Source organism: Corticimicrobacter populi, assembly GCF_003123725.1.
Taxonomy (GTDB): Bacteria; Pseudomonadota; Gammaproteobacteria; order Burkholderiales; family Burkholderiaceae_B; genus Corticimicrobacter; species Corticimicrobacter populi.
Map to the genome: position 1 here is coordinate 54,139 of NZ_QETA01000008.1, position 26,998 is coordinate 81,136.

A 26,998-nucleotide genomic window follows, 5' to 3' on the forward strand; every position below is an offset into this window, starting at 1 on the left:
CCGGCGGTACATCACGGCATACACCGCATTACGCGAATTGCTCGACAGATTGCGACGACAGCAAAATGGCTGCATGCACCTGCTGTAACTCCGCACGAGGCGCAGAATCGTTGAGCGTTGCCAACAAATTGGGATTATCAAGCCGCAGACGACACAGCAGCATGCTGCTGCTGCCCAGCTTCACAAGCTGCGCCGGCGACAATGACAGCAATGCATCCGCCGCCTCGCGCCCCATTCCAAGCCGGAACAGTGCAGCAGGATAATCATCCCGCAACATGCGCTGGGCCAGCATCAGATAGGACAGATTGATTTCCTTGATATTGTCTAATAACGTACCTGACTGCACTTTATTCATCCTTTTCGACTCTATCACCATCTGTCAATATCACGCATGCTGGGAAGCTAGATTCCCACTGCCTGTATGACAACATACATGCCATTCCTCGGTACTTTTCGTCTCCTCCAGCTCATGCATGACCCCACCTTCCACAGAGGAAGGCCGGGACCACATGGCCAGTCGATGCAAGATACAAATTGTTGTATCAAGAACCATTTTCTAAGTCTATCGATGCAATAGTATCAGAATCATGACAATGCAAAGATGAATTTGGTACACGCCCCAACACTTTGCTTTCATTTTGCGCCATAAACCACATTTTGATACCCTTGTCCCACCCCTAAATTTCCGCTGCGTGATGCCGTTATAGGGATCTGGATCGCTCCTCTGGAGCTGATAACTCGACCGGAGTTACCCATGGCCATTGCCCCGATTCCCACATTTGTACAGGCAGCAAATCCCGTCGCCGTGCAACCACCCTCGCCGCAACAGGCCGAGGCAGTCGTGCGTGTGCAACCGACCAACGCCCCGGACAAGGGACAGACAGGCTCGGCCACGGCAGATCCTTTCGACCTGCCCTACAACCGACCGGGACGCCAAGCCAACGATCAGGACACCCTCGACAAGGCGCTGGAGCAACTCAACCGCAGCATGCAAGCTTGGGCGACCCAGCTTCGCTTCGAACAGAACAAGGATGCCAACCGCCTGGTCGTCACCATCGTCGATGCGGAAACAGGGGAAGTACTCAAGACCATTCCCTCCGATGCGGTCATCCGCGCAGCCAAGATGATTGCCAGCGCACAAAACCGCACGATTGACACCCAGGCCTGAACGGTCTGGCAGTAGAAAAAACCGCAAGGCAGGCCGACCCGATATATGGCGTGCTCGCATAAACACAAGGAATAGCATCATGGCAACTAGCTCCATCGGATCCAACCTCGGCGCCGGCTCGGGCCTGCCACTGCAGGAAATGATCGCCAAACTGCGCACGGTGGAAGAGCAACCGCTGATCCTGATGCGCAACCAGAATTCCCGCTATACCAGCCAGCTCAACGCCTATGAGTCACTGAAAAAATCCGTCACTGCTCTGCAAACTGCCGGCAAGACACTCCAGCGCGATCCGGACTCCATCCTCGATCGCGACAAGCATGTCAACGTGTTCGGTACCACATCATCGACCGTCATCGGCGGCGAGGGCTACATGACGGCCACCACGGGCAATGGTGCCATTGCCGGCCAATACCAGATCACGATCCAGCAACTGGCCACGCGCGGCGTACATTCCGCGCAGCTTGATGGAGTCGACCGTTACGAGCAGATGGGCACGGGTGGCACCATCACATTCCAGCTCAAAGGCGATGCAGCAGATGCCAAACCGCGCACGCTCGACCTATCCAAACTCAAGGGCACCTCCCTTGAGGAAATCGTCAAGGGCATCAACGACGACAAGACCCTGGGTGTCCGTGCCACGATCATCAACGACGGCACGACCAACCATCTGCAACTGTCCTCCGCCGACACTGGCACCGAAGCCGAGATCGTCAATGTCGCCGTGGCAGGCAATACCGAAGTGGCAACTCTCTTCGGCAATCTGCAGCAAAGTGATGCGCAAAAAGCGAAAGATGCGCTTTTTACCGTCAATGGCATTGCCATTACCAGTGGTTCGAATTCGGTCAAGGATGCCATCCAGGGCATCACGCTCGACCTGACCGCGACCACGGCACTCGACCCCAATGATCCCAATTCGGCACACCGCCAGCTCCAGCTTCAGGTGGAAGACGACCTCACGCCGGCAAGCGACGCCATCAAGGCGTTCGTCAACGCATACAATGCCGTGCTCACCCAGATCGACACCTACACCAGATACAATGCAGACAGTGAGGATCGCACCACGGATGGTGTCCTCAGCGGCGATTACACGGTGCGCAGCATCCAGGGCAAGCTTCGCGAAACACTTTCCCCTACGCTCAGCGAAGGGGAAATCCGCACACTGTCCAAACTGGGCATCACCACCAACTACAAGACCGGTAAGCTTGAGATCGACGAGACCAAGCTCAACGAGGGCCTGAAGGATCATGCGGGTGATGTGTCCGCCCTGTTCCAGGGGGAAAACGGTGTGGTCGCGAAAACCAACAAGATCACCGAAGACATGCTGCGCAATGATGAAAACGGCCTGTTCTTCAACCGGACCGAAGGCATCAAGGAAAGTCAGAAAAACCTGGAAAAGCAGTTCGAGGCTGCCCAGCAGCGCATCGAGCAAACCATGGCCACCTATGAAGCCCGCTTTGTCGCTCTGGACACTCTCGTGGCCCAGATGCAGAGCACCAGCTCCTATCTGACACAACAGATCACCGTCCTCAACGGTACGCGAAACAGCTGATAAACCATGAGCTCCCCAACCTATTCCGCACGATCCCACGCCCGGCGCTCCCTGGGCAGCTACGCCCAGGTCGGTGTAGAAACCGGGGTGCTCAACGCCACGCCCGAACGACTGATCACACTGCTGCTCGATGGCGCAACCAATGCCATCCGGCAGGCCCAGGAACACCTCGCCAGCGGCAACATCGCGGCACGCGGTCAGGCTATTTCCAAAGCAATCAACATTGTCCAGAATGGCCTGCGCACAGGCCTGAACATGGAGGCAGGCGGCGAACTGGCCATCAACCTGGCTGACCTCTACGACTACATCGTCCGCCAGTTGCTGGAGGCCAACCTGCACGCTGATGGCACCAAACTGGATCTGGCGCTGTCCCTGTTGAGCAACATTGCTGACGCGTGGCATACTTCCGTCGACCCGGGCTATTCATCACCAGCCCATCGCTGATTTCAGAGAATTTCCATGGCCCAAGCACCGACCGCATTGCTGTCGCGTTACGAAGAGCTCCATAGCCTGGTCAAGGCCATGCTGCTTGCTGCACAACGCGACAACTGGGAATTCTTCATGGATCTGGGCCCCCGCTACATCACGCTTGCGGAAGAATTAACCAGCGCCTCCGCCATCCCAACCGAAACGGCAGACCGTGAGCGCTGCGCCGAGCTGCTGGAGCAAGTCTTGCAACTCGATACCGAGATACGCGAACTGGCAGATCAGCAACTCGTCCAGATCCGCCAACAGATCGCCCAGACACGCCGTGAGCAGAAGCTGAATCGGACCTACGGCAGGCATCCGCAACCAGCATGAGTGGCGGCCCATCTGCGCCCAGCAACCTTCTCGTACAGCGCTTGGATACTGCGCTGGGCATTACGCTGGCCAAGCATGGCACATTGACGCGCGGTCAACAGCCTGCCTTTGCGCCGCATGTCGACAGAAGTGACCCGCCCGGGGCGGTCGGCCGTCGCCAGGATCAGGCGACACGAGAGCCAGCAGCCCGCGAAGCGGGTCGACAGTCCGCAGCAGACCAGACTCGCCAGGCGCGCCTGGGGGCCCAGAGAGGCTTCGACCTCGCCGCACTGAGCAAATTGTTTCCGTCCTCCCCGACCTCGCTCGGACAGGCGGCTCGCACCATTCTGAGTGTCCTGCAGCAATACCCCCAGACGCAATTGCCACCGCAGCCGCAACTGCGCGCCCCACTCTGGAACAATCCCCCTGGCAGCACGCCACAGGCCCAGTCTGGTACAGGCACGACAGCAAACACGGCGGGCAGTGGCAGCACAACCTCAACAACCGTGCCACAACCACAGGCCCTTTCTGGCATCCAGGGTGGCAACCCATCTGTAATGCAGCTTGCCCTGGCGCTGGCCCGTACCGTCACCCAAAGTGGCCTGTTCTACGAGTCCCAACTCGCCCGCGCCACCTACGGACAGCAACCCATGGCCCGTGTCCATGCGCAGCCACAGGCTCACCTGCAAATGCCCGAGCAGGCAGCGCGCGGCAGGGCCGCAGCGCCAGCGCAGGGCTTCGCGCCTGGTCCCCAGACGCTCGCATCCGCGACCACCACAGGGAATGCCTCTGGTCTGCAGCCTGGCCAGAGCACCGGGCAAATGCTCAATGCCGGTGCTCCGCCCCTGCCACCGGAAGTCACACTGATCGTACGTCAGCAACTCGACATCCTGGCCCAGCAATCCGTCATGTTCCAGGGCGAGGCCTGGCCCGGCACACCGATGGAGTGGGAGATCGAACGCAGGCAGGGTCAGGAGCGCCAGGGTACCGAGGAGGCCACTGATGATACCGATCACTGGCACTCGCACCTGACGCTGCACCTGCCGAAGCTGGGCACCATTGCCGCTGACCTGCGGCTCCAGAATGGTCACTGGTCCGTGCATCTGTCCAGCGATCCGGACCATGCAGACACACTGCAACGGCAGGCAGCACGCTTGCGTGGACGATTCCAGGCATCCGGACTGACCCTGCAGGACCTGCAGATTGACGCGGCGGGCGACACAGCATGAGCCAAGACAAGCGCCAACGCCAGCGGGCGGCCGTACTGCGCTACGACACGCAGGAACCTGCGCCCAAGATCGTCGCCAAAGGCTATGGAGTACAGGCTGAAAACATCATCCGTACCGCTCGCGAAAATGGTGTTTTTATCCATGAGTCACCGGAACTGGTCGACCTGCTGATGCAGGTCGACATGGACCAGCACATTCCACCCCAGCTGTATGTTGCCATCGCCGAACTCCTGGCCTGGCTGTACCAACTGGAAAGCGAAGCCGGTGCCACCGACAGCAACACCCCAGGCACCTGACCACCGGCCTCCGCCACGCACAAGCAAACCCGCCCTATCCTGCTCGCTGTTTCAGGCTTTGCCAGCGACCGTTTCTGCTAGGCTAGTGCATATCCCTCCAACTCATCTGCCCAGCACATCATGCCCCAACGCAAAGGCATCATCCTGGCCGGGGGCTCAGGCTCACGGCTTTACCCCATCACTCGTGGTGTTTCCAAGCAGTTGCTGCCAATCTACGACAAACCGATGGTGTACTACCCATTGTCCGTACTGATGCTGGCCGGGATCCAGGACATCCTGCTCATTTCGACGCCCGATGATCTGCCGGGCTTCCAGAAGCTGCTGGGAGATGGCAGCGGCCTGGGCATCAGCCTGAGTTATGCCGAGCAGCCGTCGCCCGATGGCCTGGCGCAGGCATTCCTCATCGGCGAGCAGTTCATCGGGCAGTCGCCGGTCTGCCTGGTACTCGGTGATAATATTTTCTACGGACCAAACTTTTCCGACCGACTGCGAGCCGCCAGCCAGCAACAGGAAGGAGCCACCGTCTTCGGATATCACGTCTCAGATCCCGAACGATTCGGGATTGTCGAGTTCGATAGCCATGGCAATGTCATCAGCCTCGAAGAAAAGCCTCAGCAGCCCCGCTCGCACTATGCTGTCACCGGCCTCTACTTCTACGACAACGCAGTGCTCGACATCGCCCGCAACATCAAGCCATCCATACGCGGCGAGCTTGAAATCACCGATGTCAATCTGGCCTACCTACAGGCCAACCGCCTGAAAGTGGAACTACTTGGCCGCGGCTTCGCCTGGCTCGATACCGGCACGCATGAGTCCCTGCTCGATGCCAGCCAGTTCATCCACACCATCGAAACCCGCCAGGGACTCAAGGTGGCCTGTCTGGAGGAGATCGCCTATCGCAATGGCTGGATCAGTGCCGACCAGCTCGAGGTCTTGGCACACCGACTGACCAAGACTGCATACGGCCATTACCTGTCCCGCCTGCTGGACGATTTTTCGCTTTGATGACATGAACACTCGCACTTCGCCTCCGGTCTTTGTCACCCAGCCATCCCTGCCCCCGCTGGAAGAATTCCTGCCTTATCTGCAGGCCATCTGGGACAGCAAGACCCTGACCAATGGCGGGCCGATGCACCAGCAGTTGGAGAAAGCGCTGTGCGAATACCTGGGTGTCGATCATATTGCGCTGTTCTGCAATGGCACCATTGCCCTGCTGACAGCGTTGCAGGCACTGGATATACAGGGAGAGGTCATCACCACCCCCTATTCTTTCGTCGCCACCTCCCACTCCCTGCTCTGGAATCGCCTCACCCCCGTCTTCGTGGACGTGGATCCGGCCACCTTCAACCTTGACCCGGCACGAATCGAGGCCGCCATCACCGAACACACGACGGCGATCCTGCCGGTACATTGCTACGGGATCCCGTGCGACACGACCGCCATCCAGGCAATTGCCCAACGCCACGGGCTGAAAGTCATCTACGACGCAGCCCATGCCTTTGGCGTCGAGGACACAGGCGGCAGCATCCTTCGGCATGGCGATCTCAGCGTGCTAAGTTTCCATGCGACCAAGGTTTTCAATACCTTCGAGGGGGGAGCGATCGTCTGCCACGACGCCACAACCAAGCAGCGCATCGACCGCCTGAAAAACTTTGGCTTCATTGACGAAACGACCGTCGCTGCAGCCGGCATCAACGGCAAGATGAGCGAAGTGAATGCCGCTTTCGGCCTGCTGCAACTCAAGCATGTCGACCAGGCCATCGAGGCGCGCAGACAGTGCTTCGAGCTTTATCGAAGCGGGTTGGCCGATATACCCGGCATTCGTCCGGGGATCGACGGCGGCATCGCCAAGGCCAACCACGCGTATTTCCCCATTCTGGTCGAGCCACCTTACCCATTGAGCCGGGACGAATTGCACGCCCGGCTGCGGGCACATGGCATCCATGCGCGCCGCTATTTCTATCCCCTGATCAGCGACTTTCCCATGTACCGGGATGCGGCCACCGGGCAATGGCCCCATGCTGCGCATCTGTCGAAACATGTGCTGTGCCTGCCGATATTTCCCACGCTATCAAACAGCGTGATCGACACCATCATTGCCCTGATCAACGGCAGCACCAACGCCACGGACTCCGGAAAAAGGAGAGCGGGTGACGGCGGAGCCGTCGATTGATCAGTCCCGGGCTGCCTGCCTGTCCAACTCCTCCAGGAAAGTCAGGGCCGACCAGAACCCGGCTCCTTGCTCCTTGTGCCCCTGCCAAACCTCTGGAATAAAGCTCACATCGCGATACAGGACAATCTGAGACCACGCAGCGGGCCAGTCAATATCACCCGTCCCGATCAACACACCCTCGCCATTGATGCCTTTCGCGTCGGCCACATGCAGGTGTGCCGTATACGGCAGCAACAAGGCAAGTGCAGCCTGGAAATCGAGGCCAAAATGAAAGCACACCATCTGCAAGTGTGACAGGTCCAGGCAATAACGCAGTCCTGAGGCCCGCGCCTGTTCGACCAGCTCGTCGGGCATCATGAATATATTCTGAAACCGTTGCCCCCCGAAATGCCATGGAAACGGTGCCATATTTTGCGGGATCAGTTCGGTACGACCAAAGTCCACCTGAGAACATGCATCATGAAAACGTTCATAGAGTTCGGCACGACGGGTGACAGGCAGCGGCGCATCGGCAGAAAAGCCACCTACATTGGCCACAATCAGCAAATCGCCCGCCATGGGGAAAGACTCGGCAATTTCATGTGTGGCATCCACCACACGCTGCAGGTTATTGATCGAACGCGCCCTGTAATCCTGATCATCCGCAACCAGGTCTAGCAGCTCGCTGTTTTCAAACAGCTCGGGCGCATGGACCACCAGGCGGGAGCAATCCACCTGCTTTAGATAACTTTTTGGCGAAACTGAAAGATCCCGGTAGGACAAGTGAAACTCAAACAGGTCGGGTTTAATGGATTGCTGATACTGGCGAAAATCGTGATATCGGACGGGCACCCCCCAGCGAACCGGAAAATGGTATTCGCGCACGGTCGAAGCCTGTTCCTGCAAATCACCAGGATAAAGAAAATCTCCCTGCTCCAGCGCACGTTGGGCAACGCGGCCAATCAGACTTGGCAACTGATACGGCGGCAACCCCTGCCCCGGACTTGCAATGCGCAGCATCTCCGGGCCAAAGGTTTCTCCGGCAGCGATTGCACGTGCCGCGATCACACTTTTCCCCAGATGCTCCCGGTTCAACAGCTCGCCCTGGCTCGCATGGCGGCCTGGGCCTTGCGCGGGCAGTGCTTTCTCAATCTGCCGAATGCCTTCCACAAGCAGACGAAACTCGGCAGGCTCCAGGCTGGCCAGGTGATCTGGCCCTTCCATACCGCGATCCAGCGTGATATGGCGTTCAATGATCTGTGCACCCAACGCTACTGCAGCCAACGTAATCGCAATACCGCGCTCGTGCCCCGAATAACCCACCACAGGATGGAGCTCCCTGAGCCGATCCAGATAACGCAACTGAATATCATGCTCGGGGGCAGGATAGGTGCTATTACAATGCAACAGTGCAAACGGAACTCCCAGCGTTCCAAGATGCTCCACCGCACGAATGATTTCATGCTCGAACGACATACCCGTGGAAACGATCAACGGTTTCCCAAGCGATGCCGCCTTGGACATCAGATAAGGATTGCAGAGATCGGCAGAGGCGATCTTCAGCGCTGCCACATCGAAGCTGGCCAGCGCATCCACGCTGGGCTCATCCCAGGGGGTACATAGATAGATCATCTCCTGCTCGGCACAATACTGGCGCAAGACACGATGCTCCTCCAGGCCAAGCTCCACCTTGTCCAGCAGATCCTGTATGTACTCAACCCCCAGATCTTCCGCCCGCGATCCATCGGCCTTGCGGCGATACAGCGCATCCCGGTTGCGCAACTGGAACTTGACGCAATCCGCACCGGATGCCTTGGCGGCATCCACCAGCTGCCGTGCCAGAGAGAGCGAGCCATTATGATTGTTGCCAATTTCCGCAATCACGAAAACATGGTCTGATCCCACAGGACATCCATCGATCTCAAAAATCGCAGAACTGGAAATTATTGGGTCTTTGTTCGCCATGAGGTCACGCCATCGAAATCAAAACGGAAATTGGTAGGAGTACAACCGAACGCCTTAAGCGCCTGGACCACGGCACGGCGGGAAGGCGGTTGTACATAAAACAGGAAGAAACCACCGCCGCCCGCCCCGAGCAACTTGCCGCCCAAGGCACCGGCAGCCAAAGCAGCCTCGTAGATGCCATCGAAATGCGTACTGCTGACCCCTTTGGAGAATTGCTTTTTCAGCATCCAGATTTCATGTAGGCAACGGCCAAACCGGTTCAGTTCCGAGCGAATCAAATAATGATGCATCCGCCGGCACAGAGAGACACTGGCCTTCAGGCTCTCGGACTGAGAGGACATGGGTTGCATTTCCTGGCGCTGCTGTTCATGCAGGTTCCCGGAGTCGTGGGATACGCCGGTATCGCACAGCAGCAGGCAGGCCTCCAGCTCACTGCGCACGCTCTCTTCCAATCGGATGGGATGAACCCTGTTGTTCTGGTTCTCGAACTCCATCAAATTGAAGCCGCCGAAAGCGGACGCATACTGGTCTTGCCAACCACCCGATACGCCAAAGCACAGGCGCTCAGCCTGGAAAGCCAACTCTGCAATCTCATAAGCATTCCAGTGATCCTGGCGCAGCTCGTTGAACGCAGCGATCACGGCCGTCGTGGCGGCAGAAGATCCACCCAGGCCGGAGCCTACTGGAAAATCGGAGCGCAGATATAAATCAAATCCATGCTCTGGGCGAATCAATGAGACCACACTGGAAAGCAGGCTCTTGTTTTCATGTTGCAGCAATTCCTGGATATCCGCGTAATGCTCATGCTGATTCAGATCTTCCGCATAGATATTGATTACGCCATCGGCACGCGGCAGCAAGGTGGCATGAGAATACAGAGCTACTGTGCAGTTGAGTACAGCCGCAGCGTGATCGACGAAGAAATAGGTAAGGTCCGATCCTCCGCCACAAAAACTCATCCGTACCGGGGCACGAGCACGCGTCAGAATGGGAACCTCAGGCTCGGCTCGTAGTTGCCTTGTGTAGATGTCGCACAGTCTTCCGTGCTCATCCACGCCAGGAATGGCGTGATATCCAAGATCGAACAGTTTCAGCAACTCTTCGCGTGGCGCATCTATCCTGACAGACTTGAAATGCCGATTCATGCAGTGCTCGACCAATGCATCGGTCGACCCGCCGGACAGCAGATAACGACGAACATCGCCATCGACGACTACGCCCACCAGGCGACCATCCGGCTCAATCACGAAAGCGATTTTCTGCTTGCCCGCCTCTATACAAGTCACCGCATCCATGACCGTGCTCTGGGGGCCCAATGTCAGCAAGTCCAGCAATTGCTTCATATCAACTCTCCCGCCTGCACCATATCTCGAAACGACGACAGAGCCTGGGGAATCCCGATATCGACGAACAGGCCATCGTAGGCAACGGAATACAGCTGCTGCCGCTCAATCAGTGCAGGCAGGATTTCGCGCTCCATAGAACATGGTGCAACAGCAAAACCGGACAGGGTATCTGGAGAAAAGCCATAGACACCCGCATTCACCAGACCCGCCCCGGCCGAACTCTTTTCATTCAGCGCAAGGATGCGTCCTTCGGCCCCAAGTGACAGAGCACCATAGCGAGCACTGTCGGGCGTCTCTACGGCCAGCAAGGTATCTCGGTCACTTTCCAGCATCATCCGATAAGCATGTGCAGAGAGAAAAGTATCTGCATTCAATACCAGGTAACGTCCTTGCGCCGGCTCTGCGGTCAACGCATGCAACACAGCGCCACCTGTGCCCATCGGAGTGGGTTCCGTCACCATGCTCAACGCCACGCCGGACTCAGCCTCCAGGTGCGGCAACGCCTCTTCGATCTGGTCCGCCCGATAATGCGCGCACAGAATCGCACGGGTAATGCCAGCCATGCCCAATTGCGTCAGCACCAGGGCCAGGAAAGGCTTTCCGTGGATATCCACAAGCGCCTTTTGCCCCCCCTGCAACACACTACCCAGGCGGGTTCCTGCCCCGCCGCACAGAATATAGACTTGCATTCCCTCTCTCTTACGACATGCGCCTGCACATATACAAGTATCGTGACTCCGCCGCGCCGTCAGCCCTTTATCATCTTGCCTATGACGTCAAAATTGCGGCGAGTCTCCTGCCAGATCAAATCCTGTGCGATGCCCACCTCTTCGTGAACCAGAGCCCTGTTGTTTTCAAGACGCTCCAGAAAGGATGAGAGTCGCTGCTCAAAATCCGGAGAACCGATCTCGCCTCCCCAGGTGGGCTGGTCGATGTCCTCAAGAAAATAACGCATCTTGTCATGGCTGATAATCGAGAAGATGGGCCGTCTCAGCCCGAAGGGAATCATTTGCGCATGCCCACGCATGCCCACGGCAGCATCAACCTCGGCATAGAACGACAAAACCTCATCAGGAGAGGCATCCGTCAGGTCCCGTGTTTCATAGCTCACCCCTGCCGCGCTGAGATACTGCTCGATGCCCCGGTCTGCGGACTTGTGTGCCACCACCACGATCTGCCAACCCTGCCGCTGCGCTGACATCATGCAATCGGCCAACCGTCCGAGCAATACCTGCTCCTCTGCACCAAACCTGTAAGCCGCCCGATCGAATGCGACGTTGAACGCCAAGACCCGGTGCCCCTTTTCGTCATGCGTCGATGCTTGCTTCTGGTATTGGGGATAGAGTTGCCAAAGTACCGTGGTAGGGCAGAACTGTCGGCGCAGGGAAACAGCAGACTCCCCGGGCAGATAAGCAGCGATTGCGTTGATAGAACCTGTATTACGCAAACCGAAGAAAGCCGACTGCCTGGCCACTGCCTGAATATGATCCGTGAAAACGGGCTCGAAGTCGGGCTGGCCCCTGAAGCGGTTGTAACCAATCGCATATATGATCAGCGGCAAGTCCAGGGCATCGACAGCCGCCACCGAACTATTCCACTGCCAACCGCTGCGCGAGACATCAGCGCCATCCTGGTCCCGCAGCAACAACCCGCCGCCACCAATCACGATCCCGTCATATACCTCATTGAGGCGCGACGCTTCTTCGGCATCCAGCGCATCCCAGGCCTGGCGCAGCTCCCAGTCGAATGGCCCGATGCAGACATCGAAAGCCCGCCGGACCACGGGAAACAGCAACGTATCACCCGCATTGCGATTGGCAGAGTCATGGACGCCGATATGCAGCAGCCGCTTCCTCTTTGCCTGCGTCCGAATGCCCAAATCTGGCTGCTGGACATGCGCGTCAAGTATTTCTTTTTTCATTCAGGCCAAGTTCCCATTGTGTTGCTGCTGTCGAAAGGCATGGATCTCGCGGGCCAGCGTCAGGTCGTCCAGACTGTTGATGTCGATGGAACTCAAAGGGTCCATCACATACCCCAGGGCCCCCTCCACATGGAAGGAGCCTTCCCTGCGCAACACGTCCGGACGCGCCATGAATATGGAGCCATTCACGGCGAACAACCCCCTCAATCCCTGGCGCTGCGCATTTCTGTCCTCGTCGGGAGCAACCCGCTCCAAAGGTTCGCCATTGCCGTTCAGATAGCGCAGGTTGGTCATGTACTTGCCAAGATCCACGACGCTCACCACAGCATCCGCGCGATGCTTATCGAACATCCGGACAACACCTCGGATATCTTCCGGCTTGCGCAAAGGACTCGTGGGCAGCAACATAAGCACACCCTCAGGCTCGGTGCCCTCATGCTTCAGCAACCAGTCCAGAGCATGCAGTATGACATGGACCGCATGTACTTCATCCCGAGCTATATGGCCAGGACGGATGAAGGGTGTTTCCGCGCCTGCCGCCCGCGCGATCCCGGCAATCCGCTCTTCGTCGGTAGAGACGATGACCCGGTCCACGACACCAGAAGCCAAGGCCGCCTGAATAGTCCAGGCAACCAGTGGCTTTCCGCCAACCGGCATGACATTTTTGTCCGGAATTCCTTTCGAGCCGCCCCGGGCAGGCACAATGGCGATGATTCGACTGGCCATATCACATCACATAAAGTGTTCGACAATCAGGGTGCGCGACAAAGCGCGATCAAGCTGTCCGTTCGATCTACCCGGGACAGGGCGGCCTCATACTCCGCCGCCAACCCAGCCGTATTGAGAAGACTCCACGCCTCCTGCCCTCCCGGTTTGCCCCGCGCCAGCCAGTGGAGATGGTTTGCCAGTGGATAGCGCTGGAATCCTGAAACCTCGATGTCGACAAAGCCAGCCTTCTCAAGCAGGATCGCCAGGCTCTGGCGCGTATGAAGAATCAGATGCTCGCTCCAGAACGTGAACTGCTTGAAAGCCTCGCAGTCATACAGGGAAAACAGAGCATCCCGCGCATGCGGCACTTCGACAAGCAGGCGTCCACCAGGCCTCAGGTGCTCCCGCACCCGGACCAGTTCGTCGACCGGCGCGGTAAGATGCTCGAGCACATGAAACATCGTGACGATGTCGAGTGCCCCGTCGTCCACTTCGCTCAAATCGTTGAATACCGTATGCCCATTCTGTCTCGCCAGGGCCGCGCGCTCCCGATTGGGCTCCAGCCCAGCGGACCATGCTGCCTGCCCCCGCATTTCATCAAGCATACCGCCTAGTCCTGAGCCAAAATCCAGCCAACGCCGGTTCCTCAGAATCGGGCCAAAGTCCTGTGCCCGCCGTATGTTATCGGCCAGTCGCGGCAACGTGGTCAGATTGCCTTCCCTGAGCTGACCGGCTGAGCCTTCCCGCTGCTGGTAGTACTCCAGGGACATATGATCGGCACCGGACAACACAATCACCTCCGTCAAGGGGTCGCGTAGTACGGAGACATCATCTCGATCCCGGACAGTCGGATGGAAAGGCTGGAGACGATCAACCAGAATAATACCGAGCGATTCCAGCTCATACAGGAACGATGACATTCCAGACTCCTATTTCCGAAGCATTTCCGGACAATCGAAATAGTCCAGTGACAGACCGGGAGAAGGGGTAATTTTCAACAGCTGGCGCCCGTTCCGCTCAAAATGCCGTCTGGCCACGATAAAGGACTCACGCATGCATTGCGTCAGCATATCCATCTCATCCTGTTTTCGGCTATGTCGTGCGCCGTAGAAATATGGTTGGGAATAATCCAGATCGACCCCACCAACGAGCACGCGCGCAAAACCCATGTAATAGGCGACCTGTATTGCATCAAGGACGACCGTATAGCCTGAGTGAACCATCAGGGAGGGGTCATACGAGAAATTCTCTTCATCGTCACACATGCAGAACCCCTGGTTCTGATTGACCTCAAGAGCCATGATGTCTTGTTCGGCCAATGCCTCCGGATGATGCTCATCCAGGAACCTGTAGGCTTCCTTGCCGAAAAACTTGATATCGGCCTTGACTGCCAGCACTCGTTCGGTCCATGCCTGCAAACTGACCGCATCACGCATCAAGTAATACTTAGGTCGAAAAGCATAACCATCTGCTTCCAGTTCGAAAGCCCTGTTGCACCAGAACGATTCCTGCTCCATCAGCCTGTCGATATCCAGCAGACGCAACGACGGAGCATTGCCGACAATGTAGGCGGTCTGCCCAATCCTGGTATTTTTCAGACGCTGAATCCGGGAGGTCATTGAGGCCCCCTCCCGGGCCCCGTCGTTTTTTCCCCTCGGCTGCGAGGTGCCCTGGCTACCTTGGGCCCGTTCCAGCTCAGTGATGCGCCGTCTCAGCACAATGCCACCCGAGCGCTCGAAACTCTGCCAAGGAAGGAGACGCTCCCAGTTAAGTATCCGCTCATGATCGCCCCATTCCTCCAACAGCTCCCGGCCATAGTGGCGACCAAAGCCTGGCAGGCGTGACGGACGGGGGGACGGGGCATCTGGCGTCAGTATCGCGTGCCAGAAGGCAGGGGCCAATATACTGTCAAACCCGACCTGTAGATAACCTTCGGCCGCAGCAGGATACTCATCGGCCAATGGAGTCAGGGGCCGGCCAAGCCAATGTGCCGTTTTTCCGAACCATGGTGCCTCGTACAAAGCCGGCGCGGCAATGCCCACGATCTCGGTATCGTCGTGTGCACTCAATATCTGATAGGTATGTTGATGGCATGCCTTGACTTCGTACCCCATCATCGCTGAGAGCTCCCGCCGCTCCGTCTCGCAGCGTTGCGCCGAATAAATATCGGAATGATCGACCAGGCAAAGCAGCTGGCGCTCTTTGCACAAGGCCCGCAACCTGTCTGCGAACTCCACCACACGCAGGAAATGTCCATCTGCTGCGATCAGGGCCTCATCTCGCAAGGATTGAGAGACATAGACCAACGTGTTGTTCAAATCGAAGGTGTGTCGCCTGGCCTCATTGAGCCGATTCCGGTGCGCACGCAGGTTGGCTCCCAGAAAGGCAGCCTCGAGCCGTAAGTCATCCGCCGAGACTGCGTATTCCAGGATACGTTCCCGTATCGACTGGCTGGATGTATCCAGCGCAATCAAAAGATCACGCCCAAACCCCAGTGGAGAACAGCGCATATCCAGGAAATCAATGCCACGCTGAATGCAGGCACGCTTCAACCAGGGCGTCAGTTCGGAAGCAAGAACCAGGGGATTCTCAGGGAGAGAACCAAACAAGTAATCCAGGGCCAACTCAGGCATGTGATGATAGGTGGCGGCCCAGATGTTTTCCCTGGCGTCCGGTATCGCGGCAGCAGCAATCTCTACGAATTCCTGCAGGTTGAAGCCCGGCAACAGGCCAGACGGGACCTGCCCGCCGGCGGACTGCCCCACATCGAATCCACATCCCTGACGAATCGGCTCATGCACCAAATCAAAAAATGCTTCCGACTTGACGCGGGAATGGCGAAGAAAATCCGGGATATACGCCACAGCAGCAGGCAATCTCATGATTCCACTCTCTCAAATCCCGAGACACGCACACCAGTCATCCTCAGAAAATCACCTTGGCCGGATTGCCGAAGACCGTCTTTCCCGGTGGTACATCCTTGATCACGACAGCCCCAGCCCCCACCGTAGCGCCCTCACCGATCCTGACGTTGGGAACAATGGTGGCATGCGGATACACAATGGCGTAATCGCCAATCTGCGCACCTCCACCTACGAACGTCATGGCACCGATCTGCGCATAGCGGCCGATCCGGACGTCATGGCCGATGATGGTGCCACTGTGGATATTGGCAAAATCACCCACATGGACATCCGGACTGAACTGCACGCGCGCCGCCCAGAAGCAGCCGGTCCCGAGGTGCACACGGGCGCTCAGATAGCCTTCTGTGTTGTAAGGCGTGCGGATATGAATGAACTCGCCCCCTTTTTCCAGAATAGGCCTGGCATACTGCTCACGGGCCTTCGGAAGGCCAACTGCGCAGACAAAAGCGTGATCAGGCTGAGGCTCGTGGGTCAGCGGATCGCCTACGATCGGAAGCCCGCAATCGATGCCATCCAGCATGCTCGCTCGCGTATCAAGAAAACCAGCGATACACCAATCCTGGTCGCACGCAGGCGCATCCCGCATCTGGACCAGAACCTCGCGCCCCCAGCCACCCGCTCCAATGATGTAGACCTGTTTCATCAGATCACTGCTCCGCCATCCATGACCAGACTGGTCCCGGTCACCCAGCGGCTGGCATCCGACAGCATGTAGACCACGCCATTGGCCACATCGTCCGGCGTGCCCAGCCCCAGAGGATGGCGCGCCTTCTGGGCCTCGAGCTGCGCCTGATGCGTCTCCCACATGGGCGTAGCAATCGCCGAGGGCGAAATGCCATTGACGCGGATCTTCCGCTTGGCCTGCTCCAGAGACAGACATTTGATGATGCCCAGCAGACCGGCCTTCATGGCTGAATAGGGCCCCAGACCGCGCGTGCCGATATGGGCAGCCGTCGACAACATGAAGATGATGGAACCCTGCTGCGCAATACGATTGCCTTGCAGCAGACGCTGGGTCAGCATGACGGGTGCCAGAAAATTCACCTGGTACATTTCCGTCATCAGCGACTCGGTCAACTGACGAACGGGACAATGTTTCTGGATGCCAGCACAATGCACCACGCCGTCCAGGCTTGAGCAGGCTTGAGCCAGCCGGTCTCGGTCAGCATCCAGCGTCAGGTCTGCCTCGACTCTCACATGCCCCTCTCCAGGCAGCGCCTCATGCGTTTCGCGCAATCGGTCGGCATCTCGTCCGGTCAAGACCAGACGGGCACCACGACGCGCCAGCACCAGAGCGATATGCCGACCGAGCCCGGAGGAAGCCCCTGTCACCATGACCGTCTTGCCGGCGACCGAAAAAGGATAATGCGCCGTACTGCTCATGCGTAGATATCCATGGGCGTACTCAAACCGCCATCGAGAATGAAATAATTGCGCGTAATCCAGCGACTGGCATCGGACAGGTAGAAAACTGCCGCATGGGCCACGTCTTCCGGCTCGCCCATGCCCAACGGCGTGAGAGCAAACAGGTCTTCCATTTTTCCACCGCCCGCCCCCAGGCCATCCAGCATCGGCGTACGAACATAACCCGGCGCAATGCAATTGGCCCGAATGCCCTGTCGAGCCACCTCGAGTGCCAACGAACGCATCGCGCCCAGCAGGGCCGACTTGCTGGCAGCGTAGGCTGCAGTCGCCAGAGCACCACTGTGTGACGATAGCGCCGCAATGAACAGGATCGAGCCACCGGGCGCGATCCGCTTCTTTGCCAGCAACTCCCGGGTCAGCAGCATCGGTGCAAAGGTATTGCCTGCGAAGGTTTCGTCCAGATGCCCTTCACTGATCAGCCGGAACGGCACCAGCTTCGACATCCCGGCAGCATGTGCTATCCCGTCGATCACGCCAGACTGCGCCACGAGTTGCGCACGACCAGACGGTTTGGCCAGATCAGCGACGACCGCTACGTGTCCACCGCCGGGCAAGGCATCGACGACAGCCTGCAGCCGCGCCTCATTGCGCCCCGTCACCACAAGTTGCGCCCCCATCTGTGCGCAGGTCAGGGCAATCTGCCGGCCAATGCCGGAAGACGCCCCTGTCACCAGCAGGCGCTTTCCTGACAGCGAAAACGGATCCTGCTCCATCATGCCTCGATCAACTCGGGGAAGCAGGCCGATTCGACATCGACCACTGCGCCCCCCCAAGACAGGCCTACGCCGAAGCCGCACAACAGCAAACGATTACGGCCTTCGGCCAGTGCCTCACGCAGGCGTGCAGTCACAGTGACCGGCAGCGACGCACCACTGGTATTGCCGAAATCGTGCAGGGTCGAGGGTACTTTCTCCACCGGTAACCGGAGCTTCTTGCGAATGGTTTCGTTGATCAGCCGGTTGGCCTGGTGGAAGATGAAGTAATTGATTTCATCCTGCGTCATGCCAGCATATTCCATGAGCTGCTCCACCATGGGCGGCACCCGTTGCGTCGAAAAGCTGAGAATCGCAGGGCCATCCAGCACCAGATCCAGCGCCGAATGCCAAAATCCGTCTTCGCCCTTGTGTGCAATCGCATGCTCCAGTTCGAACGGTTCGCGGTGCCCACCGACCGGCAAAATGATGGCCTTGTGGCCACTGCCATCGCTGTTCAGGTTGAAATACATCGGTGCCGCGCCTTCCTGATACTCAAGCGCAGTTGCAGTGGCCGCGTCGGAGAACAACGGATCCTTGAGTGTGTCGCGATGCTTGTAGCTGGAACGGTCTCCCAGCAGAATCAGCCCTTTCTTGACGACACCGGAGGCCACCATACTGCCCAGGATCTGCAGGGCAAAGGGATAACCGGAACAACCCAGGTTGACGTCGAAAGCGACCGTCGAATGGGGCAAGCCCAATCGATCCTGAAGGATGATGGACGTCGCAGGCACGATGTAATCGGGCGACTGAGTCACCACGATCAGAGCATCGACCTCCTCGCGCTTCCACTGCAGGTCATCAAGCAGCCGCTCCGCAGCCTCGAAGGCCAGGTCCGAGAAACACTGCCACTTGGGACATACGCGGCGAGTCTGGATACCGATGTTGCGCACCAGCCGCTCACGTTCCGAACGCAGATGCGGAGGCAGATCGTCGATGTTATGCACGACCTGTTTCGGCACGCAGGTCGATACGCCGGCAAAACGTACATTATTCAGAACGGAGAGGCCCATGACTGATCACCCGATCAATTTGTACAGGTCGCCCACCGTTGCGGCCTTTTCGATGTCGTCACCCGTGATGACCTTGCCATACTGGGTATCAAACATGACAATCACACCCAGCGCGGCCAGCGAGTCCCACTCGGGCAGGCTGTCCAGCGCGGTATCGGCGGTGAGTGCCACCGGCTCCTGGAAATCGACAGCAGCGGTAAACTCTTCAATGAATTCTTCGATAGTGGCCATATCAGCACTCCATGCATGAAGCGGGGGCAGCCACCATTGGCCACCAGCAGACTGACAAGTCTACCTTTACCCCCGAAAACCAATCCCCGAAAGAAACGGGAACTCCCTTTTCACTTCCCAACTTACCCGGCAGCAGCCGTTTCACCACGCCGGGCACTCGCTGTCACTGCTCAAATGACCGGCATTCTCCCGTGTCGTACCCGACCTCGAACCCAACCCTGGGCGTTCCCTTGCAGAAACGCTGCCACGCCTCGCGAAGCGCCCTTTCAAAATAGAACGAAGGCCGCACCTGGAAATTGGCCACGCCATGACGACTGCCGCGGTATCCCTTCCTGATTTTGATGATTTCGTCCATATCGTTCGCCAACGCCACAGCACGCTCGACATAGCTGGCACGATCGGCAACGACGAACTCCGGCAACCCGCTGGCGCGCATGATAACCACCCCCTGTTTGCCAGCCAGCGTATCACCCTCCAGCGTCAGGGTGGGAATGCCATGAGTCATCGCGTTCAGGCTGGTAGTTCCCCCCGTATAAGGGAAAGTATCAAGTAATACGTCGATCTCGGCATGCACCTGCATGTACTCCGCATGATCCATGCGTCGCTTGAAAATCAGCTGCTCGACCGCCACACCCCAGCTCTGCATCTTGCTTGCAATCTGCTGGATCATGTCCTCGCCGTACATATTGCCGATCAGCAGTCGGGCCGTGCCCGCACGGCACAAGATCTCCGCCCAGGCCTTCAGGATGTCATCATTCAGCTTCTGGGGGCGGTTAAGGCTCGCGAATGTGACATAGCCATTGTGAATGCAAGGTGCCGGCGTCTTCGGCTTGCCGGCCCCGCCCTTCGACATGACACCGAACGAATTAGTCGAAGGGATATAGATGAGGCTTTCGACGAACTGCGACACCAGTACGTCAGGATCGCTCCTGAAGCCAAGATCAGCGATGTAGTAATCGATTGCCGCCACCCCGGTCGTGGCCGGATAGCCGATCCAGCTCATCTGCACCGGGGCAGGCTTGAAAGCCATCATCGGCAGGCGATTGCCGGACGTATGGCCGGACAGGTCGACCAGGATATCGACACCATCCGCATGGATCTGTCGTGCCAGGTCGACATCACTCATTTCCACCACGCGCGTCCATTTCGCGGTGTGCTGCTGCAACCGGGCACTGACGTCGTCATGCGTCCTGGAGTTGCTGTATGCCAGGATATTGAACTGGCTTTTATCCAGGCTGGCCCACATCTTCTCGATAAAACTGCTGACGGCATGTGCGCGCAAATCAGCCGATATAAAGCCTATATTCAGCCTTTTTTCAGGATTGCGTGACTGTTCGAAGGTCAATTTGAGCGGCACGCGCTTCGCCAGCCGCTCTGCCTGGAGACCAAACTGCCGATGCAATTCGAACATTTGCTGGGCAGACAGGTTGCTTGCATGCTGTGCGACGAACAGGTAGTTGCTGTACAGCACCATTTTGTTCGGGCTGTTGCGGATGATGCGCCGATAAATGCCGAGCGCTTCGTCCACCCTCATCTGGTTGGAATAGTTGCCTGCCAGATTCGACAGGATTTCATCATTTTCGGGATCCAACTTTGCTGCCCGCTCGCTGCACAGGCTGGCCATGTCGAGTTGCTGGCGGTCTGCATAGAATATGCCAAGATGATCCCAAGTCTTGGACAGCCTGGGGTTGGTGCGCAGCGTCTTTTCAAGCAGGTTTTTGTGCTGCCAGTAGCGCTTGATGAACTTCATGGACAGGGCAACGGCACCGTAGGTCTCAGCGCTGTCGGGCCTGAGCAGCATGGCTCTCAGGGCCGGAGCCAGCAGGTCGCCATATTTTCCCATGAACAGTGACACAACATGCCGTTCGTACCAGGCGCGCCAGTCAGCAGGACAGGCCTTGACCAGATTGTCGGCCAATATCTCGGCACGCTCGAACTCCAGCGCAGCCAACTGGCGATGAATCTCGATCACAGCCTCGTTGAGTTCTCTCGAGTCGGCAGCCGATTTCTCGCGACTGTCTACAGGTCGGGCACATCCAATCCCCCCCCACTCGGGTGCAAATGTGTGCATCATCAACCGCCATGCACTGTCTGCCGCCACTTCCGGGCGATCAAGTTCCGTCTCAATGGAGAAGGCATAGAACTCGAGCCATGCGCTGGAGGCCCCTTGCAGTAGACCATGGGCATGCAGTTTTCTGAGCAGCGTCAGTACCACATGCGCCGCCTCGGTCGTCGCCCTTTCCTCTTCCGAGTCATGCGTTGCTGCGGCACGTATCCAGTCCACCGGACCATGGCGGCCATCCAGCAGGGCCATGACAGCCGCCTCTTGCGACGTCAGGTCCAGGGAGACCGTCTCTTGCCAGGGGTTGGCACTGCAAATGCGAGTCCCCGACTCGAGGGCTACATGCGCGACCATACCGGGCACCAGCGTCAGGTGCGATTCGCTGGCAGTATCATATGCCAGAGCTTCCCTGGAAAAATGAAGATGATTGCCTGCCGTCAGAAACAGGCTGCGCAACGCACGGCTGGCATCGGCTGCATGCTGTTCATCGGCCTGATCTCCTCGGGACACGACAGGCCTCGTATTGAAGCTCAGGTTCGCGTAATCGACGCTATGAGGCCATGCATAGCCAATATGATCCAGCATCGACAGGCCTGTTGCCCCTACGGTTTCCAGCGCTGAGCCATCGGCCAAAAGGTGGCCGTTGCCGATATGACCCTGTTCGTTCTGATAGCGCACGAAATGACCGGACCAGTGCAATTGCTCCAGCCGTGCCGTATCTGGTGCCGTCAGGACTTGTGCAGCCCGCTCCCGGCGTGCCACGAGGCTCAGCCGGCGACTGCGGCCGCAAGCAAAATCGAGATACTGCTGCACGAGAATCTTGTTGCCACCGGGATTGATGGCCTCGCAGACCTGGGCAGTCTCAGGGCCCCAGCTCTCCGGTATTTCACTATGCGGACGCGCATCCCCAACATAGATCAGGCCTGCTTGGTCCAGCAAGCCATTGAACTCGATGAAGTAGCAGGGATGATAAAACCCCTGCAGATATTTGAGGCCCAGCATCAGATCGGACAGCTTTTCATCCTGTCGGACAAGTGCCTGCAGCGCTGGCCGCTGCGGGTTGCCTGCCGCCAGCCCCTGTTCCAGGAAGATCAGCATGGCACGGGCACTGTCCAGCTGCTGCTGCTCGCCCTCGGCCTGCCCACTATGGAACAGCAGGGCATCCCGCAGGCTCTCGTCGTTGCGAGCGCCAGGGTAGACGGGATAATCGAAGCAGGCAATGCCGTTTTCGCTCAGGCAGGTCTGGCAAAACCGCATCAAGGCCAGTCGTGTCTCGGCATCCAGCAAGGCAAATACGCCTCGCACCAGTATGTAGTCAAAAGTCCCGATGTCCTGGATCTGCAACAGGGCATCCAGTGCAATGGAAAACAACTGGTAGTTACCGACCCCAAGCTGGGCGAGCCTGGCCTGACCGATCTCGATCTGTGCGGGATCGATATCAATCCCCACGATCTGCGCCTGCGGATGACTCAACGCAAAAGGCAGCAGATTCATGCCGGTACCACAGCCCAGCTCCAGCACCCTGGCCTGCACCAATGGCGCAGTATCCAGTCCATAGAGCCATGCGGCCGCCCGTAGATTGGCAGGTGCCGTATGACGATCCGTCGACATGTGGCGAATCAGATCATCCTCTGCCGAGGTCGTGCAAGCATTGGCCGACATAAACACCCACAATCTTGTAAAACGAAGTTAAGTTATCACACTTTCTGGCCTGCAAACCTGACAGTCAGCAACCCAACCTGCCATACACGCCACAAAAAAAATGCCCCCGTGACAAAGCACAGGGGCAGATACCGGACCAAACCGGCCATGCCGGGAGGCACAGCCGGTCTGCCGCTACTATTAACGCAGCAGCGACAGGACGGTTTGCGGAACCTGGTTGGCCTGGGCCAGCACCGAGGTACCTGCCTGTTGCAGGATCTGCGCGCGCGTCATGTTCGAAACTTCGGTTGCGTAGTCAGCATCTTCGATACGCGAACGGGCGCTCGACAGGTTGTTGATGGTGTTGTTCAGGTTGGCGATCGTGGACTGGAAGCGGTTCTGGATCGCACCCAGGTTGCTACGAGCCGTATCGACCGTGCTCAGGGCGGAGTCGATGGCAGCGATCGTCGACAGGGCGTCTTCGTGGGTAGCCACGGAGATGCTATCGATTGCCAGGGCCGAAGCCGAAGCCGAAATCAGCGACTCTTGACCAACGGTGATCACGTCTTCAGCCGTGACGTTGTTGGCACCGACTTGGAAACGCAGGCCGGTCGAGCCAATGCTGCCGTTCAGCAGCTTCTGGCCGTTGAACGAAGCGCTGGCGGCGATACGGTTGATTTCCGACAGGCGCTGGTTGATTTCGGTGTTGATCGAGTCACGATCGCCCGTTTGGTTCGAATCGTTGGCAGCCTGCACAGCCAGTTCACGGATGCGTTGCAGGTTGTTGTTGATTTCGTTCAGGTTGCCTTCAGCGGTCTGAGCCAGCGAGATGCCGTCGTTGGCATTGCGGGCAGCCTGGGTCATGCCCTTGATCTGGGCGGTCATGCGGTTGGCGATGGCTTGGCCAGCAGCATCGTCCTTGGCGCTGTTGATGCGCAGGCCCGAGGACAGGCGCTCAATGGCGGTGCCCAGCGAGCTTTGGGACTTCGTCAGGTTGTTTTGGGCAACCAGCGACAGATAGTTAGTATTGATAACAGACATGTTAGCTCCTGAGAGTAGAGGCGTTCATTGCCGGGCAGGGTATGCCCTGTACAGCTTGGCGGCCGCCGGACCCTGGGGCTGGCTGTGCTGCCTTGCCACCCATTAACGGGGGCTTTAGCGAAAACTTTAGGGTTTCATGAAAATTTTCTACAAGCCCCCTGCACGCCCCGTTCATTCTCGCTGGACAACTCCCAGGAATGCAGCCCTGCGGGCCGATACCGGACCGAACTCCTGGGTCACCCGATCCAGCGTTGCACCGGTTTCAAGCCGTTCGAGGATATCGGCCCAATCCTGCATCAACTGTCTCCGGGAACTCAGAAAACGGGCATGATCGTAGGGAGCACGTGAACTGTCGAGCCGACGATGCGCCAGTTGCAGGTCGACCTGCTTGTCGGGATAGCCCAGCAACCCCAGCAACGTCGTGGCCGTTGCCCGAAAACCATGTGCGGAAAACCGCCCGGCATAGCCAAGACAGCCAATCGCCCGATTGAGCGAGCTGCGTCCCATGATGCCCTGTGCTGGATTGCGCATATTGGGAAAAAGCGTCTCCCCCTGTCCCGTCAGCGTATGCAACTCACGCAACCTGCACAGGGCCTGGACCGACAGAGGCACGATATGCGCCCGCCGCATCTTCATGCGTGACGGAGGAATATGCCAGAGTCCGGCCTGCAGATCGAACTCATCCCAGCAGGCTTGCCGCAATTCCCCCGTTCTGACGAATGTCAGCGCCAGCAATCGCAAGGCCAGTATCGTGGTGCGATGTCCTGGCCACTGCTCCAGCCTGTCGAAAAACACGGGGATATCGTTCCAGTCCAGCGGCGGATGGTGCCGCGTCGCACCGCGCTTGAGCAATCCACGCAGCCCATGGACCGGGTGATGCTCACAATAACCGTGGGCCTGGGCATAGGTGAATATCTGGCCCAGCCACTGCCGCACCATCACGGCTGCCGTACGTGCGCCCCGGTCGGCAACGGCCTGGATTATCGGCCGTAGCTGAGAGGTCCTGATCATGGACACGGGCATCCTGCCGATGACAGGCAGAACATCGCTGTGCAGATAAGCCTGCACCTTGGAGGCGTAGCCCGGACTCCAGTCGCTGTTGAAAGCCATCCAGCGTTCGGCTACAGCCGAAAAAGTATGGTGCCCGGCCTCGTACCGGTCAGCCAGCCGTCTCTGCCGATCAGCCAGGGGGTGGATACCGTCACGTACCAGCGCCCGCGCACGGGCGCACGCCTGGCGCGCCTCCTCGAGTGAACAATCAGGATAGCGACCAATGGCATAGACATACCCCCGCCCCTGCATGCGATAGCGATAACGCCATAGCTTGCCGCCCGAAGGCTGGACATGGAGGAACAGGCTGCCGCCATCGCGCAGCGTATAGGGTTTCACCTGCGGCACGGCGGTCCTGATGCTGCGTTCCGTAAGCAAATGAATGGTCATGCGTGTACTGCCTTGAAAAAAGGCACGAATATATACACTCGGGAAACGGCTGCGATACCGTGGCAAATCACGCAAATAACGCAGGGTGACCATGAAAATAGCCTGACCAGCGCCCGTCGGATATGCACAAAGGGCTACACGCCGATATCAAGTGTATGGGGAAAAACATGGCCTGCTCTCAATTTTTATCTTATGAATCAGCCTGCTGCATGAAGAGCAGGACACAAGTGTGGTGAGTCCGGGTCAATATCCGTTATCAATACGAACTACCTGTCCCTGGTTGCCCAGAACAACCTGACGAAGTCCCAGAATTCGCTGGGCACGGCCATCGAACGCCTGTCCTCGGGCCTGCGCATCAACAGCGCCAAGGACGATGCCGCCGGGCAGGCCATCGCCAATCGCTTCACGGCAAACATCAAGGGCCTGCAGCAAGCCGCCCGCAATGCCAATGACGGTATTTCGGTCGCACAGACGACCGAGGGCGCACTGAACGAAATCAACAACAACCTGCAGCGCGTGCGTGAACTGACCGTACAGGCCTCGACGGGTTCGAATTCCGGCACGGACCTGGATTCCATCCAGGCGGAAATCAGCCAACGCCTCGCCGAAATCGATCGGGTGTCAGAGCAGACCCAGTTCAACGGTGTCAAGGTCCTGGCAGAAACGACACAGCTCGACATCCAGGTCGGAGCCCATGACGGGGAGAAGATCTCCATCAACCTGCGCAAGATCGACAGCACGGAACTGGGCCTGGGTTCATTCAGCGTATCTGGTGTGACCGGAGCCCTGAGCTCGCTGAAGGATACGTCGGCTGACGGTGTGATCACGACTACCGAACTCGACCTCTCCGGAATAGAGTTCGCAGGCAAAGGCGCTACCGTGCATGGCGTGGGCGAAGCAGCGGCCGATGGCACCTATACTGACTATGTGATTCGTACGGCCAACGGTAAGCAATTCCAAGGTGAGGTAGACGCCGATGGCGCAGTAACCTTTGCCGACACGACAATTACTGCTACCACCTTGGCTGACAACACCGCCGCCCAATATACGCCCACCGGCGCGGCCACGGCATCGCCATTGGCAGCGCTGGACGCGGCCCTGCAGCAGGTCGATAACCTGCGCAGCGACCTCGGTGCAATCCAGAACCGCTTCCAGTCCACGATCGCCAACCTGAACAACACCGTCAACAACCTGTCGGCAGCCCGTTCGCGCATCGAAGACGCCGACTACGCCACCGAAGTGTCGAACATGACACGCGCACAGATCCTGCAGCAGGCTGGCACCTCGGTGCTGGCCCAAGCCAACCAGGTTCCGCAGACTGTCCTGTCGCTGCTGCGCTGATCACCCTCCATGCC

General features: G+C 58.2%; 25 protein-coding genes. 9 read left to right on the forward strand and 16 right to left on the reverse strand.

Annotated elements, in window-relative coordinates; all coding sequences use genetic code 11:
- Positions 1–28: 28 nt before the first annotated feature.
- Positions 29–355 (reverse strand): flagellar transcriptional regulator FlhD, encoded by a 327-nt coding sequence (gene flhD, locus DD235_RS15455; protein ID WP_109063020.1) that lies wholly within the window; start codon positions 353–355, stop codon positions 29–31.
- A gap of 399 nt (positions 356–754) precedes the next feature.
- On the opposite strand from flhD, the gene DD235_RS15460 reads away from it, so the two are divergent.
- From DD235_RS15460 to DD235_RS15495, 8 genes are all read left to right on the forward strand, one after another.
- Positions 755–1,168 (forward strand): flagellar protein FlaG, encoded by a 414-nt coding sequence (locus DD235_RS15460; RefSeq protein WP_109063021.1) that lies wholly within the window; start codon positions 755–757, stop codon positions 1,166–1,168.
- Between the two features lie 79 nt (positions 1,169–1,247).
- On the forward strand, positions 1,248–2,717 hold the full coding sequence (fliD, locus tag DD235_RS15465; protein ID WP_109063022.1) for a flagellar filament capping protein FliD: 1,470 nt from the start codon (positions 1,248–1,250) through the stop codon (positions 2,715–2,717).
- 6 nt (positions 2,718–2,723) lie between these two features.
- Positions 2,724–3,161, forward strand: a complete 438-nt coding sequence (gene fliS, locus DD235_RS15470; RefSeq protein WP_109063023.1) for a flagellar export chaperone FliS — start codon at positions 2,724–2,726, stop codon at positions 3,159–3,161.
- A 15-nt stretch (positions 3,162–3,176) separates the two neighbouring features.
- Positions 3,177–3,518, forward strand: coding sequence for a flagellar protein FliT (fliT, locus tag DD235_RS15475; protein WP_109063024.1), 342 nt, complete (start codon positions 3,177–3,179; stop codon positions 3,516–3,518).
- Positions 3,515–4,726, forward strand: coding sequence for a flagellar hook-length control protein FliK (gene fliK, locus DD235_RS15480; RefSeq protein WP_109063025.1), 1,212 nt, complete (start codon positions 3,515–3,517; stop codon positions 4,724–4,726). Before fliT ends, fliK begins: the two co-directional genes overlap by 4 nt.
- On the forward strand, positions 4,723–5,022 hold the full coding sequence (locus DD235_RS15485; RefSeq protein ID WP_109063026.1) for an EscU/YscU/HrcU family type III secretion system export apparatus switch protein: 300 nt from the start codon (positions 4,723–4,725) through the stop codon (positions 5,020–5,022). The genes fliK and DD235_RS15485 overlap by 4 nt, the downstream gene beginning before the upstream one ends.
- 120 nt (positions 5,023–5,142) lie before the next feature.
- Positions 5,143–6,027: a glucose-1-phosphate thymidylyltransferase RfbA gene (rfbA, locus tag DD235_RS15490; protein ID WP_109063027.1), complete on the forward strand. Its 885-nt coding sequence runs from the start codon at positions 5,143–5,145 to the stop codon at positions 6,025–6,027.
- A 4-nt stretch (positions 6,028–6,031) separates the two neighbouring features.
- Positions 6,032–7,195, forward strand: coding sequence for a DegT/DnrJ/EryC1/StrS family aminotransferase (locus tag DD235_RS15495; RefSeq protein WP_109063028.1), 1,164 nt, complete (start codon positions 6,032–6,034; stop codon positions 7,193–7,195).
- On the opposite strand, the gene DD235_RS15500 is transcribed toward DD235_RS15495, so the two are convergent.
- From DD235_RS15500 to DD235_RS15570, 15 genes are all read right to left on the reverse strand, one after another.
- Entirely contained in the window at positions 7,196–9,058 is a 1,863-nt protein-coding gene (locus DD235_RS15500) for an N-acetylneuraminate synthase family protein (RefSeq protein ID WP_239990181.1), read from the reverse strand.
- A gap of 59 nt (positions 9,059–9,117) precedes the next feature.
- A complete protein-coding gene (locus DD235_RS15505) occupies positions 9,118–10,482 on the reverse strand; it encodes a GHMP family kinase ATP-binding protein (RefSeq protein ID WP_109063030.1) in 1,365 nt (454 codons plus the stop codon).
- Complete coding sequence (locus tag DD235_RS15510; RefSeq protein ID WP_109063031.1) at positions 10,479–11,174, reverse strand: sugar phosphate nucleotidyltransferase; 696 nt, start codon at positions 11,172–11,174, stop codon at positions 10,479–10,481. The genes DD235_RS15505 and DD235_RS15510 overlap by 4 nt, the downstream gene beginning before the upstream one ends.
- Before the next feature lie 59 nt (positions 11,175–11,233).
- A complete protein-coding gene (locus tag DD235_RS15515; RefSeq protein WP_109063032.1) occupies positions 11,234–12,406 on the reverse strand; it encodes a polysaccharide pyruvyl transferase family protein in 1,173 nt (390 codons plus the stop codon).
- Positions 12,407–13,132 carry an acylneuraminate cytidylyltransferase family protein gene (locus DD235_RS15520; protein WP_109063033.1) on the reverse strand — a complete coding sequence of 242 codons (726 nt, stop codon included), beginning with the start codon at positions 13,130–13,132 and terminating at the stop codon, positions 12,407–12,409.
- A gap of 26 nt (positions 13,133–13,158) precedes the next feature.
- Positions 13,159–14,034, reverse strand: a complete 876-nt coding sequence (locus DD235_RS15525) for a class I SAM-dependent methyltransferase (RefSeq protein WP_109063034.1) — start codon at positions 14,032–14,034, stop codon at positions 13,159–13,161.
- A gap of 9 nt (positions 14,035–14,043) precedes the next feature.
- A complete protein-coding gene (locus tag DD235_RS15530; protein WP_146193524.1) occupies positions 14,044–15,996 on the reverse strand; it encodes a motility associated factor glycosyltransferase family protein in 1,953 nt (650 codons plus the stop codon).
- A gap of 43 nt (positions 15,997–16,039) precedes the next feature.
- Positions 16,040–16,681, reverse strand: a complete 642-nt coding sequence (locus tag DD235_RS15535) for a NeuD/PglB/VioB family sugar acetyltransferase (protein ID WP_204524263.1) — start codon at positions 16,679–16,681, stop codon at positions 16,040–16,042.
- Positions 16,681–17,421, reverse strand: a complete 741-nt coding sequence (locus DD235_RS15540) for an SDR family NAD(P)-dependent oxidoreductase (RefSeq protein ID WP_109063036.1) — start codon at positions 17,419–17,421, stop codon at positions 16,681–16,683. Before DD235_RS15540 ends, DD235_RS15535 begins: the two co-directional genes overlap by 1 nt.
- On the reverse strand, positions 17,418–18,179 hold the full coding sequence (locus tag DD235_RS15545; RefSeq protein WP_109063037.1) for an SDR family NAD(P)-dependent oxidoreductase: 762 nt from the start codon (positions 18,177–18,179) through the stop codon (positions 17,418–17,420). The genes DD235_RS15540 and DD235_RS15545 overlap by 4 nt, the downstream gene beginning before the upstream one ends.
- Positions 18,176–19,228, reverse strand: a complete 1,053-nt coding sequence (locus DD235_RS15550) for a ketoacyl-ACP synthase III (protein ID WP_109063038.1) — start codon at positions 19,226–19,228, stop codon at positions 18,176–18,178. The genes DD235_RS15545 and DD235_RS15550 overlap by 4 nt, the downstream gene beginning before the upstream one ends.
- Before the next feature lie 6 nt (positions 19,229–19,234).
- Positions 19,235–19,459: an acyl carrier protein gene (locus tag DD235_RS15555; protein ID WP_109063039.1), complete on the reverse strand. Its 225-nt coding sequence runs from the start codon at positions 19,457–19,459 to the stop codon at positions 19,235–19,237.
- 163 nt (positions 19,460–19,622) lie between these two features.
- Positions 19,623–23,132, reverse strand: coding sequence for an O-linked N-acetylglucosamine transferase family protein (locus DD235_RS15560; RefSeq protein ID WP_162300517.1), 3,510 nt, complete (start codon positions 23,130–23,132; stop codon positions 19,623–19,625).
- Positions 23,133–23,363: 231 nt separating this feature from the next.
- Complete coding sequence (locus DD235_RS15565) at positions 23,364–24,203, reverse strand: flagellin N-terminal helical domain-containing protein (RefSeq protein WP_109063041.1); 840 nt, start codon at positions 24,201–24,203, stop codon at positions 23,364–23,366.
- Positions 24,204–24,374: 171 nt separating this feature from the next.
- The gene (locus DD235_RS15570; protein WP_109063109.1) at positions 24,375–25,643 is read right to left on the reverse strand and encodes a tyrosine-type recombinase/integrase; all 1,269 of its coding nucleotides are present in this window, start codon (positions 25,641–25,643) and stop codon (positions 24,375–24,377) included.
- Positions 25,644–25,889: 246 nt separating this feature from the next.
- Between DD235_RS15570 and DD235_RS15575 the strand changes: the two genes are divergently transcribed.
- Positions 25,890–26,984, forward strand: coding sequence for a FliC/FljB family flagellin (locus DD235_RS15575; RefSeq protein WP_109063042.1), 1,095 nt, complete (start codon positions 25,890–25,892; stop codon positions 26,982–26,984).
- The last annotated feature ends 14 nt before the right edge of the window (positions 26,985–26,998 follow it).